At 73.2% G+C, this 22,963-nt stretch carries 18 protein-coding genes; 4 read left to right on the top strand and 14 right to left on the bottom strand.

Annotated features, from left to right (window positions below):
* Positions 1-51 precede the first annotated feature (51 nt).
* The 3 genes from ACQP10_RS14670 to tsaA all read left to right on the top strand — a co-directional run bounded on the left by ACQP10_RS14670 (position 52) and on the right by tsaA (position 2,134).
* On the top strand, positions 52-363 hold the full coding sequence (locus tag ACQP10_RS14670) for a transposase (protein ID WP_433540894.1): 312 nt from the start codon (positions 52-54) through the stop codon (positions 361-363).
* On the top strand, positions 360-1,232 hold the full coding sequence (locus ACQP10_RS14665; RefSeq protein WP_433540893.1) for an IS3 family transposase: 873 nt from the start codon (positions 360-362) through the stop codon (positions 1,230-1,232). The genes ACQP10_RS14670 and ACQP10_RS14665 overlap by 4 nt, the downstream gene beginning before the upstream one ends.
* Before the next feature lie 497 nt (positions 1,233-1,729).
* Positions 1,730-2,134: a tRNA (N6-threonylcarbamoyladenosine(37)-N6)-methyltransferase TrmO gene (tsaA, locus tag ACQP10_RS14660; RefSeq protein WP_346019960.1), complete on the top strand. Its 405-nt coding sequence runs from the start codon at positions 1,730-1,732 to the stop codon at positions 2,132-2,134.
* Positions 2,135-2,190: 56 nt separating this feature from the next.
* Here the strand turns inward: tsaA and ACQP10_RS14655 are convergent, their stop codons facing one another.
* The 5 genes from ACQP10_RS14655 to ACQP10_RS14635 form a co-directional block, all read right to left on the bottom strand.
* Positions 2,191-2,625, bottom strand: coding sequence for a VOC family protein (locus ACQP10_RS14655; RefSeq protein ID WP_433541535.1), 435 nt, complete (start codon positions 2,623-2,625; stop codon positions 2,191-2,193).
* A 38-nt stretch (positions 2,626-2,663) separates the two neighbouring features.
* Positions 2,664-4,361, bottom strand: coding sequence for a hypothetical protein (locus ACQP10_RS14650; RefSeq protein ID WP_433541534.1), 1,698 nt, complete (start codon positions 4,359-4,361; stop codon positions 2,664-2,666).
* A gap of 337 nt (positions 4,362-4,698) precedes the next feature.
* Positions 4,699-6,075, bottom strand: coding sequence for a condensation domain-containing protein (locus tag ACQP10_RS14645; protein WP_389995138.1), 1,377 nt, complete (start codon positions 6,073-6,075; stop codon positions 4,699-4,701).
* Positions 6,072-7,769, bottom strand: a complete 1,698-nt coding sequence (locus tag ACQP10_RS14640) for an amino acid adenylation domain-containing protein (RefSeq protein WP_389995135.1) — start codon at positions 7,767-7,769, stop codon at positions 6,072-6,074. Before ACQP10_RS14640 ends, ACQP10_RS14645 begins: the two co-directional genes overlap by 4 nt.
* Positions 7,766-9,172 (bottom strand): FAD-dependent oxidoreductase, encoded by a 1,407-nt coding sequence (locus tag ACQP10_RS14635; protein WP_179818020.1) that lies wholly within the window; start codon positions 9,170-9,172, stop codon positions 7,766-7,768. The genes ACQP10_RS14640 and ACQP10_RS14635 overlap by 4 nt, the downstream gene beginning before the upstream one ends.
* 304 nt (positions 9,173-9,476) lie before the next feature.
* Between ACQP10_RS14635 and ACQP10_RS14630 the strand changes: the two genes are divergently transcribed.
* On the top strand, positions 9,477-10,229 hold the full coding sequence (locus tag ACQP10_RS14630; RefSeq protein WP_179818021.1) for an SDR family NAD(P)-dependent oxidoreductase: 753 nt from the start codon (positions 9,477-9,479) through the stop codon (positions 10,227-10,229).
* A 320-nt stretch (positions 10,230-10,549) separates the two neighbouring features.
* On the opposite strand, the gene ACQP10_RS14625 is transcribed toward ACQP10_RS14630, so the two are convergent.
* Genes ACQP10_RS14625 through asnB form a run of 9 tightly spaced genes read right to left on the bottom strand, consistent with a single transcriptional unit; the run spans position 10,550 to position 22,301 of the window.
* Positions 10,550-11,761, bottom strand: coding sequence for an FAD-dependent monooxygenase (locus ACQP10_RS14625; protein WP_433541533.1), 1,212 nt, complete (start codon positions 11,759-11,761; stop codon positions 10,550-10,552).
* 11 nt (positions 11,762-11,772) lie between these two features.
* Positions 11,773-13,167, bottom strand: coding sequence for an ATP-grasp domain-containing protein (locus ACQP10_RS14620; RefSeq protein ID WP_433541532.1), 1,395 nt, complete (start codon positions 13,165-13,167; stop codon positions 11,773-11,775).
* Complete coding sequence (locus tag ACQP10_RS14615) at positions 13,164-13,997, bottom strand: hypothetical protein (RefSeq protein WP_389995119.1); 834 nt, start codon at positions 13,995-13,997, stop codon at positions 13,164-13,166. The genes ACQP10_RS14620 and ACQP10_RS14615 overlap by 4 nt, the downstream gene beginning before the upstream one ends.
* Positions 13,994-15,235 carry an ATP-grasp domain-containing protein gene (locus tag ACQP10_RS14610; RefSeq protein ID WP_346019968.1) on the bottom strand — a complete coding sequence of 414 codons (1,242 nt, stop codon included), beginning with the start codon at positions 15,233-15,235 and terminating at the stop codon, positions 13,994-13,996. The genes ACQP10_RS14615 and ACQP10_RS14610 overlap by 4 nt, the downstream gene beginning before the upstream one ends.
* A complete protein-coding gene (locus tag ACQP10_RS14605) occupies positions 15,232-16,746 on the bottom strand; it encodes an MFS transporter (protein ID WP_433541531.1) in 1,515 nt (504 codons plus the stop codon). Before ACQP10_RS14605 ends, ACQP10_RS14610 begins: the two co-directional genes overlap by 4 nt.
* Complete coding sequence (locus ACQP10_RS14600; protein WP_433541530.1) at positions 16,746-18,290, bottom strand: dihydroorotase; 1,545 nt, start codon at positions 18,288-18,290, stop codon at positions 16,746-16,748. Before ACQP10_RS14600 ends, ACQP10_RS14605 begins: the two co-directional genes overlap by 1 nt.
* Positions 18,278-19,453, bottom strand: a complete 1,176-nt coding sequence (locus tag ACQP10_RS14595) for an acyl-CoA dehydrogenase family protein (protein WP_389995110.1) — start codon at positions 19,451-19,453, stop codon at positions 18,278-18,280. The genes ACQP10_RS14600 and ACQP10_RS14595 overlap by 13 nt, the downstream gene beginning before the upstream one ends.
* Entirely contained in the window at positions 19,432-20,478 is a 1,047-nt protein-coding gene (locus tag ACQP10_RS14590) for a PrpF domain-containing protein (protein WP_346019972.1), read from the bottom strand. Before ACQP10_RS14590 ends, ACQP10_RS14595 begins: the two co-directional genes overlap by 22 nt.
* Positions 20,475-22,301 (bottom strand): asparagine synthase (glutamine-hydrolyzing), encoded by a 1,827-nt coding sequence (asnB, locus tag ACQP10_RS14585; RefSeq protein ID WP_399500454.1) that lies wholly within the window; start codon positions 22,299-22,301, stop codon positions 20,475-20,477. Before asnB ends, ACQP10_RS14590 begins: the two co-directional genes overlap by 4 nt.
* Positions 22,302-22,963 lie beyond the last annotated feature (662 nt).

The following is a 22,963-nucleotide window of genomic DNA, read 5'->3' as shown; positions in this document are numbered from 1 at the left end:
TCTGGTTTGACGGACATCCGAGATCAGGGGCTTGCCCCCGAAAGGATGTCCATGATGGAGCACATGGGGAAGAAGAAACCGCGCCCTCGCCGCTCGTTCACCCGTGAGTTCAAAGCCGAGATCGTCGAGTTGTGCCAACGCGGAGACCGCTCGATCGGCCAGGTGGCTGCGGACTTCGATCTGACCGAGACCGCGGTGCGCGCCTGGGTCCGCCAAGCCGAGACCGACACCGGCCGGCGTGACGGGCTGACCAGTGGTGAACGTGAGGAGCTGGCCGCGCTGCGGCGGGAGAACCGCCGCCTGCGCGAGGACGTCGACATCCTCAAGCGGGCCACGGCTTTCTTCGCCACGGAGACCCGGTGAAGGTGCACCCCTTCATCGAGGCGGAAAAGCAAGGCGGCCACAACGTCAAACGGGCGTGTGAGCTGCTGGGAGTCTCCCGAGCCGCCTTCTACGCCCGCCGAACCGGCACTCTTGGTCCCCGCGCGGCCCGCGATGCGCAGCTGACCGAACGCATCCATCAGATCCACCGGCACTCGCGCGGCGCCTACGGAGCTCCGCGCGTCCACGCCGTCCTGCGACGGGAAGGCATCGTCTGCGGCCGGCGCCGGGTGGCCCGGCTGATGCGCACGGCCGGTCTGCAGGGCCGGCACCGGCGCCGCCGGCAGCAGACCACCATCGCCGACCCGGCCGCCGCGCTACGCCCCGACCTCATCGGCCGCGACTTCACCCCGGATCCGGCCGCAATCGATACCCGCTGGTGCGGCGATATCACCTATCTGCTCACCGACGAGGGATGGCTGTATCTGGCGACCGTGATCGACATCGCCTCCCGCCGGGTGGTCGGCTGGGCCACCGCCGACCACCTGCGCACCGAGCTGGTCGCCGAGGCCCTGCAAACAGCCTGCCGACAGCGCCGCCCCGCCCAGGAAGTGATCTTTCACTCGGACCGCGGCTGTCAGTACACCAGCGGGGCGTTCGCCGATCTAGCCGAGCGGCTCGGGGTGCGGCTGTCAGTCGGCCGGACCGGCCAATGCTGGGACAACGCCCTGGCCGAGTCGTTCTTCGCCACGTTGAAGGGCGAGTTGCTTGACGGGCGGTCATGGCCCAGCCGGGCGGCCGCCCGCAGCGCGATCTTCGAGTTCATCGAGGGCTGGTACAACCTGCACCGGCTGCACAGCAGTCTGGGTTACGTTAGCCCCGCCACCTATGAGGCCGCTGTCGCGGTCTGACCACCACACCAAAGGTGTCCGTCAAAGCGGAACAAGCTCAGATCGACCGGACAGGGCCGTGTGGGTGCTGAGAAGACCGCCGGTCACAGCCGGTCGTTGATGGCCGTGACCGGCACGCTCGCCTCGCGGCTGACGCCGCCGTATGAGCGATGGGACGCGCGGGCAGACCCGAACCGGATGATCAGGGAGACGAGATGCGATACACAGACCTGCTTCCGCAGGCCGGAGAGGACTCCATTCACGTCGACTTCTCCAGAACCGGCTGTGCGCCACCCCATCGCGGGTGTCACAAAAGGATCGGGACCGGCATCTGGTACGTGTGGCACAGTCGACGACGTACGCAATCCGGAAAAGCCGTCACGCGTGAAGCGGGAGACCACACTGCGCCGCCGAGTCGTTCCCCTTCTCACCGAGTCGGTCGGAACCCGGCCGCCGCTCCCGGCTTCCGGGCGAGACCAGCGGTCTTCCAACCGGCACCCAGGAAAGGATCCAAGCTCTTGACCGAATACCCGCTACGCGTGATCGGGCGTGTCGAGTCGTCCCTGACCGATCGGGCGGCGGCACCACGGCAAGCCGACGAGGGAGCTCCCGACGCCTGGCTGGTCTTCGACGACCGGTACGCATCCGCCCTCCAGGGGCTGTCCCCGGGCACCGACGTACTCCTGCTCACCTGGCTCGACCGTGCCGACCGCGACACGCTCGCCGTCCATCCACGCGGCGACACCACCCGGCCGCTCGCCGGCGTCTTCGCCACCCGCAGTCCCGACCGGCCCAACCCGATCGGCCTGCACGAGGTGCACATCCTCACCATCGCCGGAACGCGCGTCCACGTCCGCCACCTGGAAGCCCTCGACGCGACCCCGATCCTGGACGTCAAACCCCTCCTCACACAGGACCGATGACGCTCTCCGCCCACCCCGCCGCGGAGGGGACCAGGCGCCGTACGTTCGTGGCCACCTCAGTCGAGGCAGAACTCGTTGCCCTCGATGTCCTGCATCACGAGGCACGACTCGTTGACGCCATCGGCACGCAGCAGTCGCACGCGTACCGCGCCGAGCGCGGTCAGTCGTGCGCATTCAGCCTCAAGTGCGGCCAGGCGTTCCTCACCCACGAGCCCGGTGCCGACCCGCACGTCGAGATGCAGCCGGTTCTTGACGGCCTTCCCTTCGGGAACGCGCTGGAAGAACAGTCGTGGGCCCACACCTGAGGGGTCAACGCATGCGAACGCCGAACCTTGCTGCTCAGGCGGCAGCGTGCGACTGAAATCGTCCCAAGTGGCGAACCCCTTCGGGGGCGGCGGTACGACGTACCCCAACACCTCGCACCAGAAACGAGTGAGGCGCTCAGGCTCCGCGCAGTCGAAAGTGACCTGGAACTGCTTAGCCGATGACATCGGTCCACCATAGAGGAGAGTGTGCGCCCCGCCGGCGCTCACGGCTTCAGCTTGAGCCTCTTCCTCGACGTACCCGGGAACACGGCGACCAGGTGCTCCTCCCCCGCGTCGCCGATCCGCACGTAGACGCGGAGCCGGTAGCGGCCCTTCCCCCCGATCGCCAGGTTCGGCATCGGGGCGCCCGCGCCCACCTCCCCGTCCTCACCCATCTCCGGCACGGTGAGCCGGCCGCTGCGGCTGGTGATCGGCACCTCGTTGACCTGATCCCACCCGGCCGTCCGCCGCGGCGGCGCGGTGCGGAAGGCCTTCACCGTAAGGCACAGATCAGCGACGTCTCCGACGTGCCCGATGAGCGCCGCGCTGTCGGCCACCCCGATGAGGGCGCTGTCGTCGTAGACCCTGTCCATCGCCTGCTCCGCCGCCTCGGCGACCGCTTCGTCGCCGGGGTCGTGGACCAGATAGCCGTGATCGCCGTCGGCGAACAGGAAGTATTTGGCTGTGGCCTGGACGACACCCTTCGTCCGAGGCCATGGGTCGCGGCACTTCACGTTCTCCTCGGCGATGTTGTCGGTGTTCGCCGCCTCCGCCTCGGTGGTCGACCGCAGCAGCTCGGGATGGGTCGCGCCGACGATCTCCGGGCAGACGTAGACGAGGTCCCACGGGTCCGCGCCCCAGGCGGGCCGCGCGCTCCCGGCCCGCGTCAGGATCGCCTTCTGCTCGTCGCGGTCCTTCGCACGGCACAGCGCCCGCCCGGACGCGAGGATCCCCTGGTCCGACAGGCTGTCCGGGAACATGGGCGGGACTCCGCCGTCTGTGCTCCGCGCCCGGCACAGGAACGCGGCGTCGCGTTCCGCGGGTTTCAGATCGCCGAAGCCGGGCCGGTCATGGCAGTCCGCCGACCAGCCGGTGTAGGTGAGGCGCGGGGTCTGCTCCGGGTGGATCAGCGCGATGATCGGCAGTACGGCCACGGCCGCCACCGCGACGCGGATCGCGCGCCGCCGCGCGGGCGGGAGGTCCGCCGGGTGGCCCTCAGCGGGCAGTTCACGGGCGGTCGCCGCGATCCACACGGTGTTGACGAGTCCCACCGCGTCCATGATGACCAGCATCGGCAGATCGCCGATGGGGATCCCTCCGGGAAGAACGTTGAGCGGGATCACCAGCGCGTAGACGCCCACCGACAACCATCCGGCGGCCTGCGTGCCGCGGCTCCACCGGCCGTCGCGCCGCTGTCCGACGACCGTGATGACGGTCGCCGCCACTCCGCCCAGCATCAGGCCCAGTGCGACGACGCCGTCCGGTCCGAGCTCTGGGAGGTCGAGTTCGTCGAGCAGCTCTTCGGCCATCCCGGCCAGCTCGGCCGCGAACATCACTCCGGCCGCCGCACGCAGCATGCGGGACCGCCAGCGGATGACGAGCAGGTAGAGGACGTCGATCGCGGTCCACAGCGCGAGCTGGAACGCCGTGTCGACCGCGTCGGGGAGCAGCGTGATCGGACCCCACAGCACGAGGGTGTACGCCACCGCCAGGTACAGCAGCCGGCGCAGCGCCTTGGCCTGGCGGTCCAGCGGTCCCGGCGCGGGGGCACGCAGGATCAGCCACAGGAGCGCGGCCTTCACCGGGGCGGCCACCAGCAGCGCCGCAACCGTCGGGGTGTCGAACCCGCCGCGCGCGTAGAACTTCGCATAGGCCGGCGGAGACCATTCGACGGCCGCCCAGAGCCAGGCGTCGCCGAGCACCAGGCCCGCGGCCGCCGCCGCAAGAACCAGACCTACTGATCCGATTCTGGTAACCCGCCATAAGCCACCGGAAAGCACGGGACGCGATCTTAGTGCGGCACCGTCTGCGGACGGCACAGTTGATCATTTCCGTTGCCGAATCAAGATCCGGTGAGGCGGGCCCGGTATTCCGGCGGCCGTGAGCGCACGGAGAGGCCGTACGCACGACCGCGCCGGGGCCGTCGGATGGACGGTCCCGGCGCGGTGGTGCCGGGGTGCGGAGGGCGGGATCAGCCCTCCTCGGCGGGGCGCGGAGGGCGGGATCGGTCCTCCTCACCGAAGGCGAGTCGGGCGGGGATCAGCCCTCGTCGCCGGAGGGGAGGACCAGGCGGCGCAGCGCCGCGCCGAACTCCGTCACCATGTCGTCGATGGTGGCGGGGTCGAAGAGGTTGCTGTTGTAGGCCATGGAGCCGACGATCTCGCCGCCGGGGTCGAGCTCCAGGTGCCACATCGCACCGTCCGGGATGTCGCCGCCCACCGGCTGCGACAGCAGCCGCCTGCGGATCACCGAGTACTCCAGCTCCCCGGCGGTGCCGCGCTCGGAGGGGAACGGCGACCGGAAGACCTGGAAGGCGACCAGGGCCATGTCGTCCTGCATCACGGGCAGCATGAGCTCCGGCGCCTGCTGGAGGACCTGGCCGAACGGGATGTCATGGGAGTACGCCTGGACGCAGCTCGTCCGGACCCGGGTGACGACGTCGCGGAAGTCGTCGCAGCCGGTCAGGTCCGCCCGCAGCGGCATGAAGTTGAAGAACGACCCCACGGTCTCGTGGAACCGCGCCGGGCCGCGGCCGGAGGAGAAGGTCGGGATGACGACGTCGTCGGTCCCGGTCTTCTCCTGCAGGAACCGCACGTAGGCGGCGAGCAGCACCATGAACGGCGAGCAGCGGGTCTCCTTGCCGATCCGCTGGACCGCCGAGGTGACGTCGGCGGGGAAGGTGAAGCGCCGCCAGCCGGTCAGCTTGGGCAGGCCGGCCGAGTGCGGGTGGTCGGTCTTGGAGCCCAGCATGCGGGCGCCGTCCAGCTTCTCCCGCCAGTACGCCTGCGCCCTGCCCAACCACTGCGGGTCCACGCCGGAACGCTCCCAGGCGACGTACTCCCGGTACTGCGGCACCTCCGGCAGCTCGGCGTCGTGCCCGCTCCGGACCGCGTACCGGGCGGCCAGGTCGCGCATGACGACCCGCATCGACCACTCGTCGACGGCGGTGTGGTGGGCCATCAGCGCGAGCACCGCGTCGCGGTCGTCGAACCGGCCCACCACGGCGCGCAGCAGCGGCAGGTCGCTCATCGGGTACGGCCCGGCCTCGACCTCGTTGAGCAGCTCCTCGGCGGCCAGGTCGCGGTCGCCGGGGGCGGTGCCGGACAGGTCGCGGACGTCGAGCCGCGCCGGACCGGGCCGGGCGATCCGCTGGTGGGCGTCCTCGCCGCGGCGGATCTCGGTGCGCAGGGCCTCGTGCCGGGCGACCACGTCGTCCAGGGCCTGCTGCAGGGCGGCCGGGTCGAGGGGCCCGGTGAGCCGCCAGCCGCAGACGATGGTGTAGCGGGGACCGAACGGCCCCTCCGCGTCCCCCTTGTCGAACGCGCGGAGGAATTCCTGGTTGAACGACAGCGGGACGCGGTCCGGCTCGTCGCTCGGGATGTCGTCGATCAGGCTTGGCGCCTCGGAAACGCTCATGACTCCTGGCTCCTCATGCCGGCGTACTGCTTGCTTCGTGGGGTGGGGGTCGTTCCGTCGGGGGTGTCGGGGGCCGCCGCCAGGCGGCGCAGCGTGTCGCGGTCCACCTTGCCGCCGGCGGTGCGCGGCAGGCGGGCGACGACGGTGAAGGTCACGGGCGGTGTGGCCCTGCCGAACCACCGGCGCAGGGCGGCCCGCCAGGTGGCCGGTACGGCGTCGCCGGCCGCGGGGTCGCGCGGCACGACGTAGGCGGCCAGGCCGGCGACCTGCCGGTGCCTGCCGGGGACGGCCACCACCGCGCACTCGGCCACCGAGCCGTGCGCGGCCAGCGCCGACTCGACGTCGCCGAGTTCGAGGCGGACGCCGTTGACCTTCACCTGGTGGTCACGGCGGCCGTGGAACTCCAGCAGCCCGTCCTCGGCGCGGCGGCCCCGGTCGCCGGTGCGGTAGAAGCGGTCCGGACCGTGCGCGCCCGGCGGCGGCCGGAAGGCCGAGAGGTCCCCGGCCGCCGCGCCGACGTATCCCGGCGTGACGTACGGGCTGCGGACGACCAGGTCACCGACGGCTCCCTCGGGGCAGGGCCGGTCCTGCCCGTCCAGCACCAGGATGTCCCGCCCGGGGATGGGCCGGCCGATCGGGACACGGCCGCCCTCCGTCCCGGTCACCTCGTGCCAGGCCGCCAGGATCGACTCGGTCGGGCCGTACAGGTTGACCAGCCGTACGGCGGGCAGCGCCGCGCGGACGCCGTCCGCCAGCTCACCGGTCAGCGCCTCCCCGGCCAGCAGGAGGCAGCCGAGTCCGGCGGGCGGTCGCGCGCCGGGGGCGGTGACGGCCTCCAGCAGGCGGCGGGCGAAGCTCGGGACGGTCTGCAGGTGCGTGACCCGTTCGGCGGCGAGCCAGGCGGCGAGCCTCTCCGGGTTGGCCCGGAGCTTCGCCGGGACCGGGCACAGGGTCGCGCCCGACACGAGCGGGGCGAACATCTCCACCAGGCTCGCGTCGTAGCCGGGCGCCGCCCACTGGGCCACCCGGTCCCCCGGGCCGATCCGGAACTCCGCGGTGAACCAGTCCATGAACTGCGCGAAGCCGCGGTGGGTCTGGGGGATGCCCTTGGGGCGACCGGTGGAGCCGGAGGTGTAGGTGACGTACATCCACCCGTCCAGGTGGTCGCCCGCCGTCTCCGGGGTCTCCCCCGCCGCGAGGTCCGCGTCCGCGGCGGTCCGGGCGTCCCGGTCCGGTTCCGGTGGCGTCGCGGCGCCGGAAGCCGGGCCGGCGTCCAGGACCGTTCCGCCCAGGGCGTCGCGGTACCAGGCCAGGAGGTCGTCCCCGGCCGGGGCGGCCCCGTCGAGCAGCAGGAACGCCGGCCGCAGGTCATCCAGCACCGCCCTGCTGCGCCCACCCGCCTCTGAGGTGTCGAGGCAGAGCAGGTGGCCGCCGGCGGCGAGGACGCCGAGCGCCGCCGCCGCCAGGCCGGGTCCCGGGTCCATCCGCACCGCCACCGGCAGGCCGCGCACCCCGCCGGCGGCCCGCAGGACGCCGGCGACCGCGTCGGCCCGCCGCAGCAGGTCGCGGTAGGAGACGCCTCGTCCCTCCCCGGTGACGGCGACCGCGTCCGGGGTCGCCCGGGCGTGCCGCCGTACCAGCTCGTGGACCGGCCGCCCGGTGAAGACGGCGGCCGTCACCGGGGAGGCGGTCACGACACCGTCGCCTTGGGCTTCTCCACCGGCGCGGGCGGGCGGCGGCGCGGCTGCGCGGCCGGCTTGCCCCAGGGCAGGGCGTTCCACAGGATGCGGGCGAGCATCTTCGGCCGCATCAGCGCCTCGGGGCCGTCGATCAGGCCGGCGCCGCGCATGTAGGCGGCGGCGACCACGCCGTCGCGGGTGGCGGCGGTCTGCACCAGGTTCAGGAACGCCTGGGCCACGCGGAGCTGCGGAGTGCGCTGACCCTCGACGCCGGGGAAGCTGAGGTCCACGGTGTGGGTCATCTCCCACGGCTGGTCGATGACGTTGCGGGACAGGTCGGAGAAGTACTGGAAGGGGTCGGGGGCCGCGCCGGTGTGCAGGTGCTGGCGGATGACCAGCGCGCTGAGCGCGGCGACGGTCATGCCCTGGGCGTACACCGGGTTGAAGCAGCACACCGCGTCACCGGTGACCAGCAGGCCGTCGGGGAAGCGGGTCATCTTCTCGTAGTGGCGGCGCAGGGTCGTCGGGAAGCGGAACGCCACCGGCTCGTCCAGCGGCTCGGCGTGCTGCAGGGCGTCGTAGATGTCGGGCACCGCGAGCGACTTGATCCACTCGTACAGGCCCTCCTGGGTGGTCGGCGGGTGGTCGCCCAGGATGCCGTAGGTGGTCAGCTCGACCCGGTCGCCGTCGGTCTTGGTGAAGATGGCGCCGCGGGGCAGCTCGGGCGAGGCGACCGGGTTGATGGACAGGTCGCCGTGGTAGGGGTCGGCGGTCAGGCGGTAGTGCTGGGTGACGTAGCCCAGGCCGATCTTCGTCCGCTCCTCCTCGACCCGGGCGTAGCCCAGGGCCTCCAGCCAGATGGGGGTGCGCGAACCGCGGCCGGTCGCGTCGACCACGAGGTCGGCGTCGATGACCTTCTCGCCGGCGCCCTCCTCCTCCAGCGGCTGCACCCGCACGCCGGTGACCCGGCTGCGGTCGGCCGTGGTCTCCAGTCCGAGGATGTCGTGCCGCTCGGCGAAGGCGATGTTGGGCAGCGCCCGGGTCCGCTCGCGGATGTGGTGCTCCAGCTTGGGACGGCTGGCGGCCACGCACACCAGGCCGGCGTGCTGCTGCTTGATGGGCTTGCCGTGGAAGTACCAGCGGACGTTCCCGGCGAGGTCGCCGGTGGGCACGCCGTCGGCGAAGAGCTGCTCGGTGATGCCCGGGTACAGCTCCTCCATGACCTGCTGGCCGCGGGCCAGCAGACCGTTGATGTGGCGGCTCTGCGGGCAACCCCGGCGCGGCCCCTCCACTCCGATCAGGACGTCGCGGTCGACGATGAGCACCTCGTCATAGGCGTCGGCGAGCACCCGGGCCGCGAACAGCCCAGCGAGGCTTCCACCGAGCACCACCGCACGGGTCTTTGCCACATCACCCATTGGAGCGCCTCCTCGGCTCAAGTTTTCTTCAGCGATCCGTCGTCGCCCGCCGGTCCCGTACGGCCGGCCGGGGCGCCCGCCCGCCCTTCTCCGCAAGGCGTGCGGTCCGCTGCTCTATCCGCTACAGCGTCACATCCGGAATTACCCGGGGCATCTTCTGGAATGCTGCCTGGCGGACCGGAAAGGGCGGGGATCCGGCGGACCGGAAAGGAGGCGCGGCGTGCCGCCGTAAAGGCGGGCCGAAAAGGCGGAGAAGCGCAATTCCGAGGATGTGGCGGAAAGACCCGCGTGTGATTCTGACCGCATGACGGAGTTTGCGAACAGAACAGTTCTCATCACCGGCGGCGGCAGCGGCATGGGCCTCGCCACGGCGCAGAAGCTCCTGGCGGCGGGCGCGCAGGTCGTGATCGCCGGTCGCAGCCAGGAGCGCCTGGACAAGGCGGTCGAGGAGCTCGGCGCGGGCGACCGCGTCCTGGCCGTGGCGGCCGACGTCTCCCGCGCCGAGGACCTCGACCGGCTCTTCTCCCGCATCGAGGAGCGTTTCGGCCGGCTGGACGGCGTCTTCGCCAACGCGGGGATCGCCGACTTCGCCCCCAGCGCCGGTGTCACCGAGGAGAGCTTCGACGCCCTGGTGGGCGTCAACTTCAAGGGCGTGTACTTCACCATCGCCAAGGCGGCGGCGCTGATGGGCGACGGCGGCGCGATCGTGATCAACGGCTCCTGGCTGGCCCACCGCGGCCTGGCCTTCACCTCGGTGTACGCGGCGACCAAGGCCGCGATCATCAACCTGGTCCGCACCCTCGCCCCCGACCTGGCCACCAAGGGGATCCGGGTCAACGCGGTCAGCCCCGGCTACATCGTGACCGAGATGTTCGAGGGGATCTCCAGCACCCCCGAGGCGCAGGAGGCGTGCCGCGCCCAGGTGGCGCTGGGCCGGCTGGGCTCGGCCGAGGACGTCGCGGACGCCGCGCTGTTCCTGCTGTCGCCCCGCTCCTCCTACATCACGGGCCAGGAGATCGCGGTGGACGGTGGCCTCACCACCTCCGTCCCGATGTGATCCGCCTTCGGCGGCAATCGCGCCGAGCCGTTCCATGAGGGCCGTCGGGCATTTCCGGTGAGGCGGCCGCTTTCACCGCCTCACCGTGCTCTCCGCGAAATCCGTAAAGCGGCCGGACATGATGTCCGGCCGCTTTTCCTGTTCTCATGTCCGCCGTTTCCGGCACCGCGCGTGCGCCACGCGCGCCACATGTGCCACGCGCGCCATGTGCGCCATGCTCGCCGTGTGCGCCATGCTCGCCGTGTGCGCCATGCTCGCCGTGTGCGCCATGCTCGCCGTGTGCGCCACGCGCGTCACGCGTGGCGCACACGTCACGCGCGTCACACCGGAACGGCCTCCACGCGGTCCGGCTCCACGCGGCCGGGCTCCACATGGCCCGGGGGCCGCCACCCGAACAGCGTCATGGGCCCCTCGTCCTGGGTGCTGAAGTCCCGGGGCGCGCCCGACGCTTCACCGGCCCCCGACTCCTTGTCCACGCGTCCCGTGCGCCGCGACCGCAGCACCACGTCCGCCGCGCGGGACGCGCGCGCCGCCGAGTACGCCTCCAGCGCCGCCGGCGCGTCGGAACACGACCGCAGGTGGTGGGCGAGGACCGCCGCGTCCTCCAGCGCCATGCCGGCCCCCTGCCCGACCCCGGGGGTCATCGGGTGGGCGGCGTCGCCGAGCAGGGTCACCCGGCCCGAGGTCCACCGCGGGATGGGGTCGCGGTCCACGATGTCGGTCACCACGATCCCGTCGGCGTCGACGTCGCGGATGATCTCCACGATGGAGTCGTGCCATCCGGCGAGCAGGTCGAGGAGGGACGGCATCGCCGCGGTCGGGCCCATCGCGGGCCACACCCCGGGCGGTGCGACGATCTTGGCCGCCCAGTACAGGTGCCCGCCGCCGATCGGCCCGGCGAACAGGTCGACGCCGTCGCCGCTGGCGATGAACCCGTTGGGGTGGGCGCCCGACCTTCTCGTCCTGCCCCGCACCGAGGTGTAGCCGCGGTAGAGGAGCGGGCTGTCGCCGAACAGGCGCCGGCGGACGCCGGAGCGGACGCCGTCCGCGCCGACGAGGACGTCCGCGGTCAGGACGGAGCCGTCGGACAGGACCACGTCGACGTGCTCGCCGCGGTCGGCGTGGTCGTCGACGCGGACGCCCGTACGGAGGTCGACGCCGGCGGCCAGGGCCTCGCCGAGCAGCGCGTGCTGCAGCGCCGAACGCAGCAGGGTCACCTGCGGGGCGCCGAAGCGGCGGGTGAGCTCCCCGATCGCGTCGACCGCCAGCGTCGTGCCGTCGGAGGCCAGCGTCGGCCTGGTGTCTCCGGGAACGGCCTCGTGCCCGGCCGCGCGCACGGCCCGGCCCAGGCGGGGGCTGATGGCGTCCAGGGCGGTGATCGCGTTGGGGTAGAGGACCATGCCGGAGCCGGCCTCGGCGATGCGCGCCGTACGCTCGACGACCGTCACCCCGATCCCGGCGCCGCGCAGGGCGACGGCCAGGGCGAGCCCGCCGATGCCGCCGCCGGCCACCACCACGCTCGGGCCCGTCACGCTCGGGCCCTTCACGACCGGCTCCGGCTCGCCTCGGGGACGGCGGAAGCCTCGCCCTCCGGGACGGCGGGGACCTCGTCCTGCGGGACGGCGGGGACCTCGTCCTGCGGGACGGCGGGGGCCTCGCCCCCGGGGGCGGGGGCCTCGTCCTCGGGCAGCTCCTCCAGGACGAGCCCGTCCAGGAACCAGTCCTCCAGCTCCTGGAGCCGGCTCTGGCAGGTCGCCCGGTCCGGCCCGGAGACGAGGAAGCAGCACATGACGTCGGCGGAGTAGCGGGAGACCCGCATGACCTCCCCGCGCTCGACGGAGATCTTGTACTCCTCGACCCAGGGGAACGGCGGTTCTCCCGGGAGTTCGACGACCTTCCCCGGCCGGCGCGACAGGAGCAGCTGCCCGGTCATCTTGACCGGCTCGGGCCGTTCGGGGCCGATGTCGATCGGCAGCGGCAGGCCGGCCTCCGCGCGCACCCAGCACTCGTTCAGCTCGGCGCCGAAGATGGTCTTGATGACGCCGCGCGTCTGGGCTCCCCCGGTCCGGCAGGCGATCTCGCACAGGACGAGCCGGTCATCGGGGGTGTGGAACACCTCCGCGTGGAAGGTGAAGTTGGGCGGGCAGGGCAGGGCGTCCAGCACCCGGTCGGTGAAGTCGAGCAGCCGCCGCGCCAGCGGGTCGTCGCGGTCCAGCGTGACGTCGTGCCTGCCGCCGCGCAGCTCCTTGAAGGACGCCAGGGTGAACAGGTACTGCGACGGCCAGGCGAGGGCGACCTTGCCGTCCACGACGAGCCCGTCGACGTGGCACATCGCGCCGGGCACGAACGCCTCCACCATCAGGTTCGACTGGAGCGGCCCGTAGACGTCGAGCCTCTCGGCGACGAACGCGTCGAGCTCCTCGCGCGACCGGAGCACCGTGACGCCGATGGAGCCCGCCCCGTCGCGAGGTTTGACGACCACGGGGAAGCCGTGTTCCCGCGCGAAGGAGACGAGGTCGCCGGCGCACTCGACGCCGCGGTGCGCCGCGACCTCGATGCCCGCGGCCTGGACGGTCTCCTTCATCAGGAGCTTGTTGCGGAACGGCAGCGCGCTGGAGAACGTCTGGCCGGGCAGGCCGAGGATCTCGCGGAGCTGGGCGGCCCGCTCCAGGTCGTGCTCCTGGCAGGTGAAGAGGCGGCTCACGCCGTACCGCCGGGCGAGGTCGAGGACGCGGGCCTCCAGCACGCCGCCGACCTCGTAGTCGTCCAGCGCCTCCATGTGGCTGTAGCCGGTCTCCCCGGTGGGCAGCTCCTCGCCGACCCAGCCGAGGTGCTCCTTGGACGCCAGGAGCAGGACGTCCCCCTCGTAGTCGGCGAGCCACCTGTCGTAGGCGTGGGCGGCGAGGGTGCCGCGGTGGTGCAGGATCAGGACGCTCATCGGATCATCTCCAGGTTGTCGGGGACGAGCCCTGCCTGGACCCGGACCGCCGCGCGGCGGTCGTCGCCGTCGACGTCCGGGGTGACGGTGTCGACCAGCCACCGCCCGTCGTCGGCGCGGACCGCCTCGACGAGGTACGGGCAGCCGTCCGTCACCGGCAGCGCCGCCAGCGCGGCGTCCACGGCGGACGACAGGCCGGGGGGTTCGGGGCGGTTCGCCGCCGTGCCGCCGACGACGACGCGACGGCGTTCGCCGGCCGTCCACGGCTCGGCCATCAGGGCGGGCACGGACACCAGGTCGGGGGCCAGGCCGCCGCGGGTGTAGGCGCGCACGTCCGCCTCGTCGCGCAGGACCGCCGTCGTGGGCCACCCGGCCTTCTTGCGATCCCGGACCCGCACCGGGTATCCCCAGCGGTGGGCGTGCCAGTAGAGGTCGGAGATCCGCTGTACGGCTCCGCGCTCGACGGCGGGGACGCCGACCCCGGCCAGGAGCCGCCGGGTCGTCACGGGGTCGGCGAACGCCAGGGCGGCGTCCCTGCCCTGCCCGGCGACGCCCAGGCACTCCCGCAGGGCGCCGGCCCTGACCAGGTCCTCGGTGGCGGTCGCCACGAGCGCCGACACGGCGGTGTGTTCGGCGAGGTCGAGCACGTACCTGTCCACCTCGGTGGACGTCGCGTAGCCGGGTAGGCATTCCACCCGGTCGTAGTCGCCGCCGGGGACCTCCTCCGGGGGGCGCCCGGTCAGCAGGACGAGTTGACGGCCGCTGTCGCGCAGCCAGTCCGCGTACGGCGGGAGCGGGCCGACGGCCCGATCCAGGATGACAATGGTCACGGGTTCACCACCTGCACGTTCAGGGTGTTCTCCAGCAGTTCCTCGCACAGCTTGACCGCGGCGTCGCCGTCGGGGCCGGTCGCGGCGACCAGGCCGAGGCGGTCGTTGTTGTCGAGCACCGGCCCGACGACGTCCCCGACCTTCGCGAACACGTCGGCGGCGATGACGTCGGGGCGGGAGCGCAGCTCCGCCAGGCCGTCGATGGCCGTCACCCGGCCCGGTCCGGCGTCCAGGAACCGCACGGCCGCGCCGCCTCGGGGCCGGGGCCGCTCGGTCAGCTCCTCCACCAGCCCGAACGGCCGGCCGATCGCGTAGGCGACCAGGTCGATCCCGTACACCGCCTCCACCAGGTCGGTGATCCGGTCGCCGCCGATCCGGTTGTGCGACTCGATGACGACCGGGCCGCGCGGCCCGATCCGGATCTCGGTGTGGCTGGGCCCGTCGGCGAGCCCCATCGCGTCGAGGAAGCCGGTCGCGGCCGTCGCGACCAGCTCCTCCTGGGCGGAGGTGATCCGGGCCGGGACCGTGTGGCCCAGCTCCGCGAAGTGGGCGTCGGAGGTTAGCTTCTCGGTGACGGCGACCACGACGTGGCGGCCGGAGAAGCTGAACGCCTCGACGCTGAACTCGGGGCCGTCGACGTACTCCTCCATGAGGAAGCCGGTGAGCGGGAACAGGTACCCGCAGCCGCGGTTCACCCCGGTCTCCCGGAGGCCGAGCACCCGCCGCCACGCCGCGTCGGCGTCGGCCGGGCCGTCGACGCGGAAGACGCCGATGCCGGCCGCCGCGTCGGTGGGCTTGACGATGAACGGGTAGCCGTACCGGTCGCCGAAGGAGGTCAGGTCGTCCCGGCTCTCCAGTGGCTCGGCGCCGATCGCCGGCGCGCCGTGGGCCGCCAGGTGCCGGCGCATCTCGTACTTGTCCCGGAACCGCCGGCAGACCTCGTGGCCGGTGCCGCCGAGGCCGAACAGGTCGTTGACCCGGCCCAGGGCGTCCAGCGCCGGGTCGGTCAGGGCGAGCGCGGCCGTGATCCCCCAGCGTTCGCGCGCGGCCTGCGCCAAGGGTCGCACCGCGGACCAGTCGGTGTAGTCGGCGACGAACGTCACGTCGGCGAGCGCGGCCTGCTCGGCCTCGAACTTGTTCCGGTGCTGGAGGAGGACGACGTCCAGGCCGAACTCCTTGGCCGTCCGGAGTGCGCGTGTGGTGGCGCCGATGAACAGCAGCGTCCTGTCCTGGGTCATCGCCTGCTCCCTGATGTCGCGTGTCGGGTGTGCGGTCCCCCCGCGTCACCGGCCGTGTGCGGCGCGGTCGCCGTCCGGTCGCCGTCCGCCTGCGGTGCGGCGTCGGCCCGGCCGCCGGTCTCGTCCGGCGCCGTCTCCACCTGGTCGTCCTCTGTCCGCGGTGCGGCCTCCGCCCGCGCGCCCGCGGCCCGTGCCCGCAGCACCGACAGGATCAGCAGGCACGACGCGGCGCCGAAGACCCCGTACAGGACGCTCATCGCGGCCGGGGGGACGAAGGTGCCGAGCGTCACGCACAGCGAGCCGGCCACCGCGGCGAGCCGGAACTGCAGCTGGTAGACGGCCATGTACATGCTCCGCGCGTCGGGGTGGACCACGTCGGCCAGCAGCGCCTGACGCGTCGGGGAGGTCATGATCTCCCCCAGCGCGAACACCACCGTCGCGGTGATGAGCACCCCGGGGTCGTTGCTCACCGCCAGCACCATGTATCCGGCGGTGACGACGATGGTGCCCCCGCCGATCCGCTGCCCGTCGGTGAGCCGCCTGAAGATCGTCGTCGCGGACAGCGCGAGGCAGACGACGACGAAGGTGCTGATGGCCCGCAGGATGCCGAACATGTTGACCCCGTCGACGTCCAGCGCCCACGGGCCGACGTCGAAGAGCCGCTGCGGCGGGAACTCCTGGCTGAGCCGTACCCCGATGTAGTTGGCGAGCTGCACCTGGATGCAGGTGAACAGGAGGATCGAGAGGAAGAACCGGGCGAAGACGCGGTCGCGCAGGACGGCGGCGTAGCCCCGCAGCAGCGGCAGCAGCCACCCGGTCCGCCCGGTCCCCGGCCCGCCCGCGGTCCCGGCGGCGTTCCCGCCCGCGGCCCCGGCAGCGGTTCCGGCAGCGGTTCCGGCAGCGGCCCCGGTGGCCGTCTCGGCGGTGGTCCCGGCGGTGGCCGGCCTGGTCTCGGAGATCCACCGCCAGGTGACCACGGCGACCCCGCCGGAGAGCACGGCCGCCGCGGCCAGGATGAGGAAGAAGTGCCCGCCGTAGAGGAAGCCGGCGAGCAGGGAGCCCACGACGAACGCCACGTTCGTCGCCCAGTAGTTGACCGCGTAGATCCTGGGCCGTGTCTCCGGGGTGGACACGTCGATGATCATGGCGTCGCTGGCCGGCCGGACCACGCTGATCAGGGCCGTGTTGACCAGGTAGAAGATGTAGGTGGCGATGCCGGACTCCCACCACGGGGAGTTGGCGAGCGCCAGGCACACGGCCGCGACGAAGCAGCCCACCTCGCTGACGAGCATCGTACGGCGGCGCCCGCGCACGTCGGACAGGTAGCCGCCGAGGAAGGTGCACGCGATCGCGACACCGGCGGCCACCACGGTCATCAGGCCGGCCGTGGCCGGACCGTAGAGGCCGGAGAAGTGGATGATCATCAGCGGGATGAGCATCATGTCCAGCAGGCGCTGGACGAACCCGATGCCGATGCGGAGCTTGATGTTCGGGTGTATCCCCTTCAGCATCACGCGGAGGTCACCTCCCGCTCCCCCGCCTCGCGGGACGGGTCCTGCGCCTCGGTCTCCGCGTGTCGCGGGTCCCGCACGGTGATCTCCGTACGCGGCCGGTCCTGCACCGCGGCCTCCGCGCGCGGCCGGTCCTGCGCGGCGGCGCCGGACAGCCAGCGTCCCTCGGGGCGGCCGAAGACGCCCCGTTCGGCGTCCCAGGCCACCTGCCCGCCCCTGATCGTGGTGAGCACCCGGCCGGTCATCGTCCACCCCTCGTACGCCGACCAGCCGCACTTCGACCGCACGTCGTGCGCGGAGAGCATCCAGGGCGTGGCGGGGTCGAAGACCACCAGGTCCGCGTCGGCGCCCGGCTCCAGCCGGCCCTTGCCCGGCAGCCTGAACATCTCGGCCGGCCTGGCGGAGAGGTGCTCGGCCAGGCGCGTGACGGCCAGGTCGGGGTCCTCCTCCGGCCAGCGCCGCCGCATGCCGGTCCACACGGCCACGGCGAGCTCCTGCACGCCGGGCAGCCCGGGTGGGGCGTCCGGGACCGGCCGGGTCTTCTCCTCGACGGTGTGCGGGGCGTGGTCGCTGCCGAGGCAGGCGACCTCGCCGGCCCGCAGCGCCTCCCACAGCCTGTCCTGGTCCGCCTGGGTGCGGATGGCCGGCGACAGCCGGATCCTGGCGCCCAGCCGGCGCGTGTCGGCGTCGGTGAACGACAGGTGGTGGCCGGTCACCTCGAACGTGACCGGCAGCCCGGCGGCCCGCGCCGCGGTGACCAGGTCGGCCTCCTCGGCGCTGGACAGGTGCAGGATGTGGGCCTCGGTGCCGTACCGGCGGACCAGCTCCAGGACGCGCGCCACCGCGGAGATGCCGCCGCTGCGCGGCCGCCGCCGCTCGTAGTCGAGGTAGGAGCGCGGTTCCCCCTGCCACCGGTCGAGCAGGGTGAAGATGGACTCGTCCTCGGCGTGCAGGATCAGCCGCACACCGCCGATCGCGGCGGCCGCGAAGATCTTCTCCAGCGCGATCGGGTCCCTGACCACGGTCGGCGCGGTGTGGTGGCCCGCCATGAAGACCTTGGCGGTCGTGGCGATCCCGGGGTCGAGGCGGGCGAGCAGCGCGGGCCGCCGGGGGTCGGCCCCCAGGTGGAACCGGTAGTCGACCAGCGACGTCCCGGCGACCAGCTCGGCCTTGGAGACGAGAGCCTCCGGGTCGAGGGTCGGCGGCACCGTGTTCGGCATGTCGATGACGGTGGTCACGCCGCCCGCGACGGCGGCGCGGCTCCCGTGGGCCCAGTCCTCCTTGTGTTCGAGTCCGGGCGTGCGGAAGTGCACGTGCGAGTCGATCAGTCCCGGCAGGACGTAGCAGCCGTCCGCCCGCACCCGGGGGACGTCCGGCGGCAGGCCGCCGTCGCCGCCTCCGCCACCGTCACCGCCTCCGTCGCCGTCGAGCACGGCGGTGATCCGGCCGCCGGTCACGGTGACGGTCGCCGGGCGCACCCCGGCGGGGGTGACGACACGGCCGCCGGTCACCACCAGGTCGGGGCGTGTCCTCAGTTCGTCCATGACGCCGCCATCAGCTCCCGGCACAGGTCGTTGGTCGGCCCCATCAGCGCCACCGCGCGGGCGTCCGCGATCAGGCGGTTGAGCTGGTGGCCCGCCACGTACGCGGTGGACCCGAGCATGCGGGCGACCTCCAGGCAGACCTGTTCGGCCGTGGCCGAGGCGAAGATCTTGCTCTGCAGCGTGACCGTTCCGGGCGTGGCCGACAGCCTCCGCCCGGCGCTGTCGACGATCGCGCGCGCGGCCTCCACCTGGGCGCTGAGCTCGGCGAGCCGCTGCCTGGCCGCCTGCGTGCCGAGCGGGCCGGGCCGGCGGGCGTGGTCGATCGCGACGTCCAGCGCCGCCTGCGCGATCCCCACCGACACCGCGCCGAGGGTCGCGCCGGTCTCGCGGACGGCGGCGATGATGGCCGGGGCCTGCCCCAGCGGGCCCAGCCGGTCCTCGTCGGGGACCTCGCAGTCGTGCAGGGTGACGAACCCGGTCGCCGACCCCCGCATGCCGGCCAGGTCGAGCGACCGGTCGACGCCCAGGCCGGGGTTGTCGCCCCGCACCAGGAAGAAGGACTGGCCCGCGGAGCCGTACAGGCTGTCGCCGTTCCCACCGTTCTGGCCGTTCTGGCTGTTTCCGCCGTTCTGGCCGTTCCGGGCCTCGCGGTCGTCGTGCGCGGCGGAGGTCGTCGCGAGCACGAGGTAGATGTCCGCCACCCCGGCCCCGGTGGTGAACGACTTGGCGCCGTTGAGCCGCCAGCGGCCGTCGGAGGTCCGGGAGCCCGTCGTGGCGATGTTCTTCTTGGCGGCGCCGGCGCCCCGCTCGCTCCACGCCGAGGCGGCCAGGCACTCGCCGGACGCGAACGCGGGCAGCAACGCGGCCTTCTGCTCGGCGGTGCCCCACTCGACGATGCGCATGGTGACGGCGAAGTGCTGGAACAGGATGATCGCCACCGACGGGTTCACCCGGGCGACCCGCTCGACCACCGAGTTGACCGTGGCGGCGTCGCCGCCGGCGCCCCCGTACTCCGCGGGCACCGCGGTGGCGAGCAGCCCGGAGCGGCGGAGTTCGGCCAGCGCCTGCTCGTCCGGCCATCCGCTGACGGCGGTCCGGGCCGCGGAGTGGAGAAGCGTCTCCAGCACCGGGCCCGGTTCGATCACGCTGACACCGACAGACATTCGACAGTCTCCTTGAACTGGAAATGGGCAAGCGACTCGATGAGGAACGAGCCGTGGAGGACGACCCGCCGGTTGCCGACGGTGATCCAGGCGATCTCGCGTTCCCGGTCGCGCACGCGCACGGCCGCCAGGACCTCGACGCTCCCGCCGGGCGTGTCGACGTGGATCGCGCCGCCGTCGTACCGGGCCTCCCTCGCGGCCAGCCACGGGACGGTGCCGGGGATCCCGATCGCCGCCCCCAGGCAGGCCGCGCCGGTCAGCGCCAGCGTGGGATGCCAGGTCGGCACCGACACCGCGCGGGCCGCGATCCGCCCGCCCCCGGCCGGGACGGTGACCGCCACCTTCGGGAACACGCTCTCGGCCGGCCAGCCCAGGTGGGCCGCGGCCGCGCCGCGGATCCGCACCAGACGGTCGAACAGGTCCGGGTCGTCGCCGAACAACTCGTCGGCGCCGGAGATCCGCGCGCCCGAGGCGGACACGAAGACGTACGGGTTGCCCGCGGACACCAGGGAGACCTCGACGCGTTCGCCGTCCACGTCCAGGGCCGTCGTGGGCCGGCCGGTCAGCAGCAACCGGGAGACGGGTTTGGGCGGCGCGTGCAGGAAGTGCATGGTGAACCCGGTCGTCCCCCGGGCCACCTCCTCGACCTCGCAGGCCAGGCAGTCGCCGTTGTTGAGGACGTTCACCCGCACCCGCATGCCCGGCCCGAGCCGGGGCAGCACGCCGGTCTCCGCCGCCGCCGTGATCGCGCACAGCACCGAGTGCCCGCACGAGCCCCGCAGGTCGAACCCGGCCGGGTCGCCTGGCAGCGCCTGGACGAACCGGTAGTCGAGGTCGAACAGCGGATGCGTGGAGGGCTCGATCAGCGCGATCTTGAGCACGTGCTCCCCGCCCGCGGCGGCCAGCCAGCGGCGGGCCTCGGTGAGCGCGGCGAGCAGCGGCTCCCGCTGCCTGGGCAGGTGCCTCGCATCGAGCACCAGCGTGGGACACGGGCTTCCCACCGCGTAGGCGAGGTGGCCGATCATGCCGCCATCTCCGTCTCCTCCACCGGCCGGCGCGTTCCCAGCCGGAACTGGTCGAGCCACACCTCGTAGACGAGCAGCGCCCAGATCGTCAGTGCCGTGGTGTCGTCGGGCCGCGTCGCCTGCCGGGTGAACAGGTCCCGCACCGCGGCGGGGTCGAGCCGCCCGGCGGGGCGCAGCCGGTCGTCGGCCAGCATGTCCCTGGCGTACTCCCACAGCGGCCATCCCGGTGCGAGCATCGCGGTGACCGGCAGGGTGAAGGGCTGCTTCGCGCGGTTCGTCACGCTCTCCGGCAGCAGGCCGCGGGCGGCGGCGTACAGCGCGCGCTTGACCTGCCCGCCGCCGATCCGCAGTCCGTCCGGCAGCGCCCGGCCCAGCTCGACGACGCCGCGCTGGCAGTACGGCAGGCGCACCTCGACCGACCGCGCCATGCTCATGTGGTCCACCCGGCGCAGGTGGTAGGCGGGCAGGCGGTGACGCAGCTCGAACTCGGTGATCCGCCGCAGCACGGTGCCGCCGCGGTCCAGCAGTTCCGTCGCCTCCGCGGGAACGGCGGGCGGCCCCTTGCGGAGCAGCGCCGCGTAGTCGCGGGTGTACAGGCCGGCGCGCCGGTCGGCGGGCAGGACTCCGAGGCTGTCGAGGTAGGCCCGGCGCCAGGGCGCGCCCGCCTCGGCGGCGGCCGCGGCGGCCCGCATCCGCTCGTAGCCGCCGAACACCTCGTCGGCGGCGTCCCCGCTGAGCGCGACCTTGAACCCGGCGTCCCGCACCGCGCCGAACAGGGCGTAGGTGCTGAGCGTGATCGGGTCGGCGTTCGGCTGGCCCAGGTGCCACACGACGTCGGCCAGCATGTCGGGGAACGTCGCGGGGTCGATCTCCACCTGGTGGTAGTGGGCTCCGGCCCGCTCGGCCACCTGGCGCGCGTAGTGCCGCTCGTCGGCGGGCCAGCGCCCCCGGTAGGCGATGTTGAAGGTGTGCAGGGTCCCCGGCCGCCGCGCGGCGAAGGCGGTGACCAGGCTGGAGTCGAGCCCGCCGGAGGTGATGGTGGCGACCGGCACGTCGGCGGTCAGCAGCCGGTCCACCTCCCGGCGGAGGCTCTCCCGCAGCTCGGCGCCCACCACCGCGAGGTCGGCGGGACCGGTCTCCGGCCGCGTCGCCGCCGCCCGCTCCCGGGTGCGCAGGCGCAGCCCCGCGGTCCCGTCGCAGATCGCGGTGACGCCCGGGGGGAAGACCCTGATGTCGGCGAACATGGTCTGCTCGCCGAACGGGGTCTTGGTCGCGAGATAGGCGTCGAGGCCCGGCTCCCAGGCCGCGGTGGAGACCCCCTCGAACGCGAGGAGGGACGGGATCTCCGACGAGAAGTGCAGCGTTCGCCCGGCCGGGTCCCACCGGTAGTACAGCGGCTTCATGCCCGCGTCGTCGGTGGCGAGCACCAGGCGGGGGGCGCCGCGCAGGTCGAGGACCGCGATCGCGTACATCCCGTCGAGGCGCTCGGCGAAGGCGTCGCCGTACACCCGGTAGAGGGCCGGGAGGATGGACCCGTCGCAGTGGTCGGGGAAGGTGAAGCCCCGCCCGCGCAGGTCCTCGCGCAGCGCGTCGTGGTTGTAGATCTCGCCGTTGAAGACGACCTTGACCGTGCCGTCGGGCGAGACGTACGGCTGCCGCCCGGCTCCGGGGTCCATGATGGCGAGCCGGGTGCTCCCCAGCGCGTAACCGGGGCCCCGCGCGAGTCCGGCGCCGTCGGGTCCGCCGTGGCGTTGCAGCGCTTGGGCGGTCCTCAGCTCATGCGGCGAGGCCGTTGTGTTGAAATATCCGTATATGCGGCACATCCGCGTTATCACTCCTCCCCGTCCACTCCGTCGTGGCGCCGGCCGCCCGATCCCGCGGCACGGGGCTCTCACCCGGCGTCGCGACGTCGGTGGCGGCGACGTCCGTCGACACCGGCGGCCTTCTCGCCCGAGCAGCCGGATCCGTGTTACGGGTGGTCGAGGAGTCCGGTAGGGGTCCCGCCCGCGGTCGCCGGAACCGAGGTTCCGCGCCGCCGACGCGACGGTCATGTCGGCGGATCCGGCTCTGCGTCAAGCCTGGCAGCAGCCCGGACGGCGGGGCACCTTTGGAATTGCGGTGATCGCCCTTCACCCCGGACGGCCGGGGCCGGCGCCCGGACGGCGAGCCGGCGTCCCCCGCCCCGCCCGCGCGGCCGACCCCTATCGCGCCGCCCGGGAGGCGACGGCTCCTGCCGCTCCGATCGTGGAGACGCCGGTCCCTGCCGCGCCGGCCGGAGAGGCGCCGGCCGGGAAGGCGAAGGCCCCGTCCGTGCGCGGCCGGACCGGTACGGCGCCCGCCCACGGAAAGCACCGCAACCCGGAAGATGTGCCGCGGCCGGGCGGGCGACAAGCTGATCGTGCAGGTCCCCCGCGAGGCAGGAGGGGTCCGCTGTGCCGAGGACCGGCCCCGGCCGTCCCCCTTCGCCACCTCCGCCCGCGGCGGG

This window comes from Streptosporangium sandarakinum (genome assembly GCF_050942225.1).
Classification (GTDB): Bacteria; Actinomycetota; Actinomycetes; order Streptosporangiales; family Streptosporangiaceae; genus Streptosporangium; species Streptosporangium nondiastaticum.
The sequence above is the reverse complement of the archived record's forward strand: the minus strand, read 5'-3'. Positions and strand labels throughout refer to the sequence as shown.

Coding starts and splice junctions, on each gene's coding strand:
- ACQP10_RS14600 (WP_433541530.1), bottom strand. CDS start 18,290: ATGGACGAACTGAGGACACGCCCCGACCTGGTGGTGACCGGCGGCCGT.
- ACQP10_RS14630 (WP_179818021.1), top strand. CDS start 9,477: ATGACGGAGTTTGCGAACAGAACAGTTCTCATCACCGGCGGCGGCAGC.
- ACQP10_RS14605 (WP_433541531.1), bottom strand. CDS start 16,746: ATGCTGAAGGGGATACACCCGAACATCAAGCTCCGCATCGGCATCGGG.
- ACQP10_RS14595 (WP_389995110.1), bottom strand. CDS start 19,453: ATGTCTGTCGGTGTCAGCGTGATCGAACCGGGCCCGGTGCTGGAGACG.
- ACQP10_RS14590 (WP_346019972.1), bottom strand. CDS start 20,478: ATGATCGGCCACCTCGCCTACGCGGTGGGAAGCCCGTGTCCCACGCTG.
- ACQP10_RS14635 (WP_179818020.1), bottom strand. CDS start 9,172: ATGGGTGATGTGGCAAAGACCCGTGCGGTGGTGCTCGGTGGAAGCCTC.
- ACQP10_RS14655 (WP_433541535.1), bottom strand. CDS start 2,625: ATGTCATCGGCTAAGCAGTTCCAGGTCACTTTCGACTGCGCGGAGCCT.
- ACQP10_RS14670 (WP_433540894.1), top strand. CDS start 52: ATGATGGAGCACATGGGGAAGAAGAAACCGCGCCCTCGCCGCTCGTTC.
- ACQP10_RS14620 (WP_433541532.1), bottom strand. CDS start 13,167: ATGAGCGTCCTGATCCTGCACCACCGCGGCACCCTCGCCGCCCACGCC.
- ACQP10_RS14610 (WP_346019968.1), bottom strand. CDS start 15,235: ATGACCCAGGACAGGACGCTGCTGTTCATCGGCGCCACCACACGCGCA.
- asnB (WP_399500454.1), bottom strand. CDS start 22,301: ATGTGCCGCATATACGGATATTTCAACACAACGGCCTCGCCGCATGAG.
- ACQP10_RS14645 (WP_389995138.1), bottom strand. CDS start 6,075: ATGAGCGTTTCCGAGGCGCCAAGCCTGATCGACGACATCCCGAGCGAC.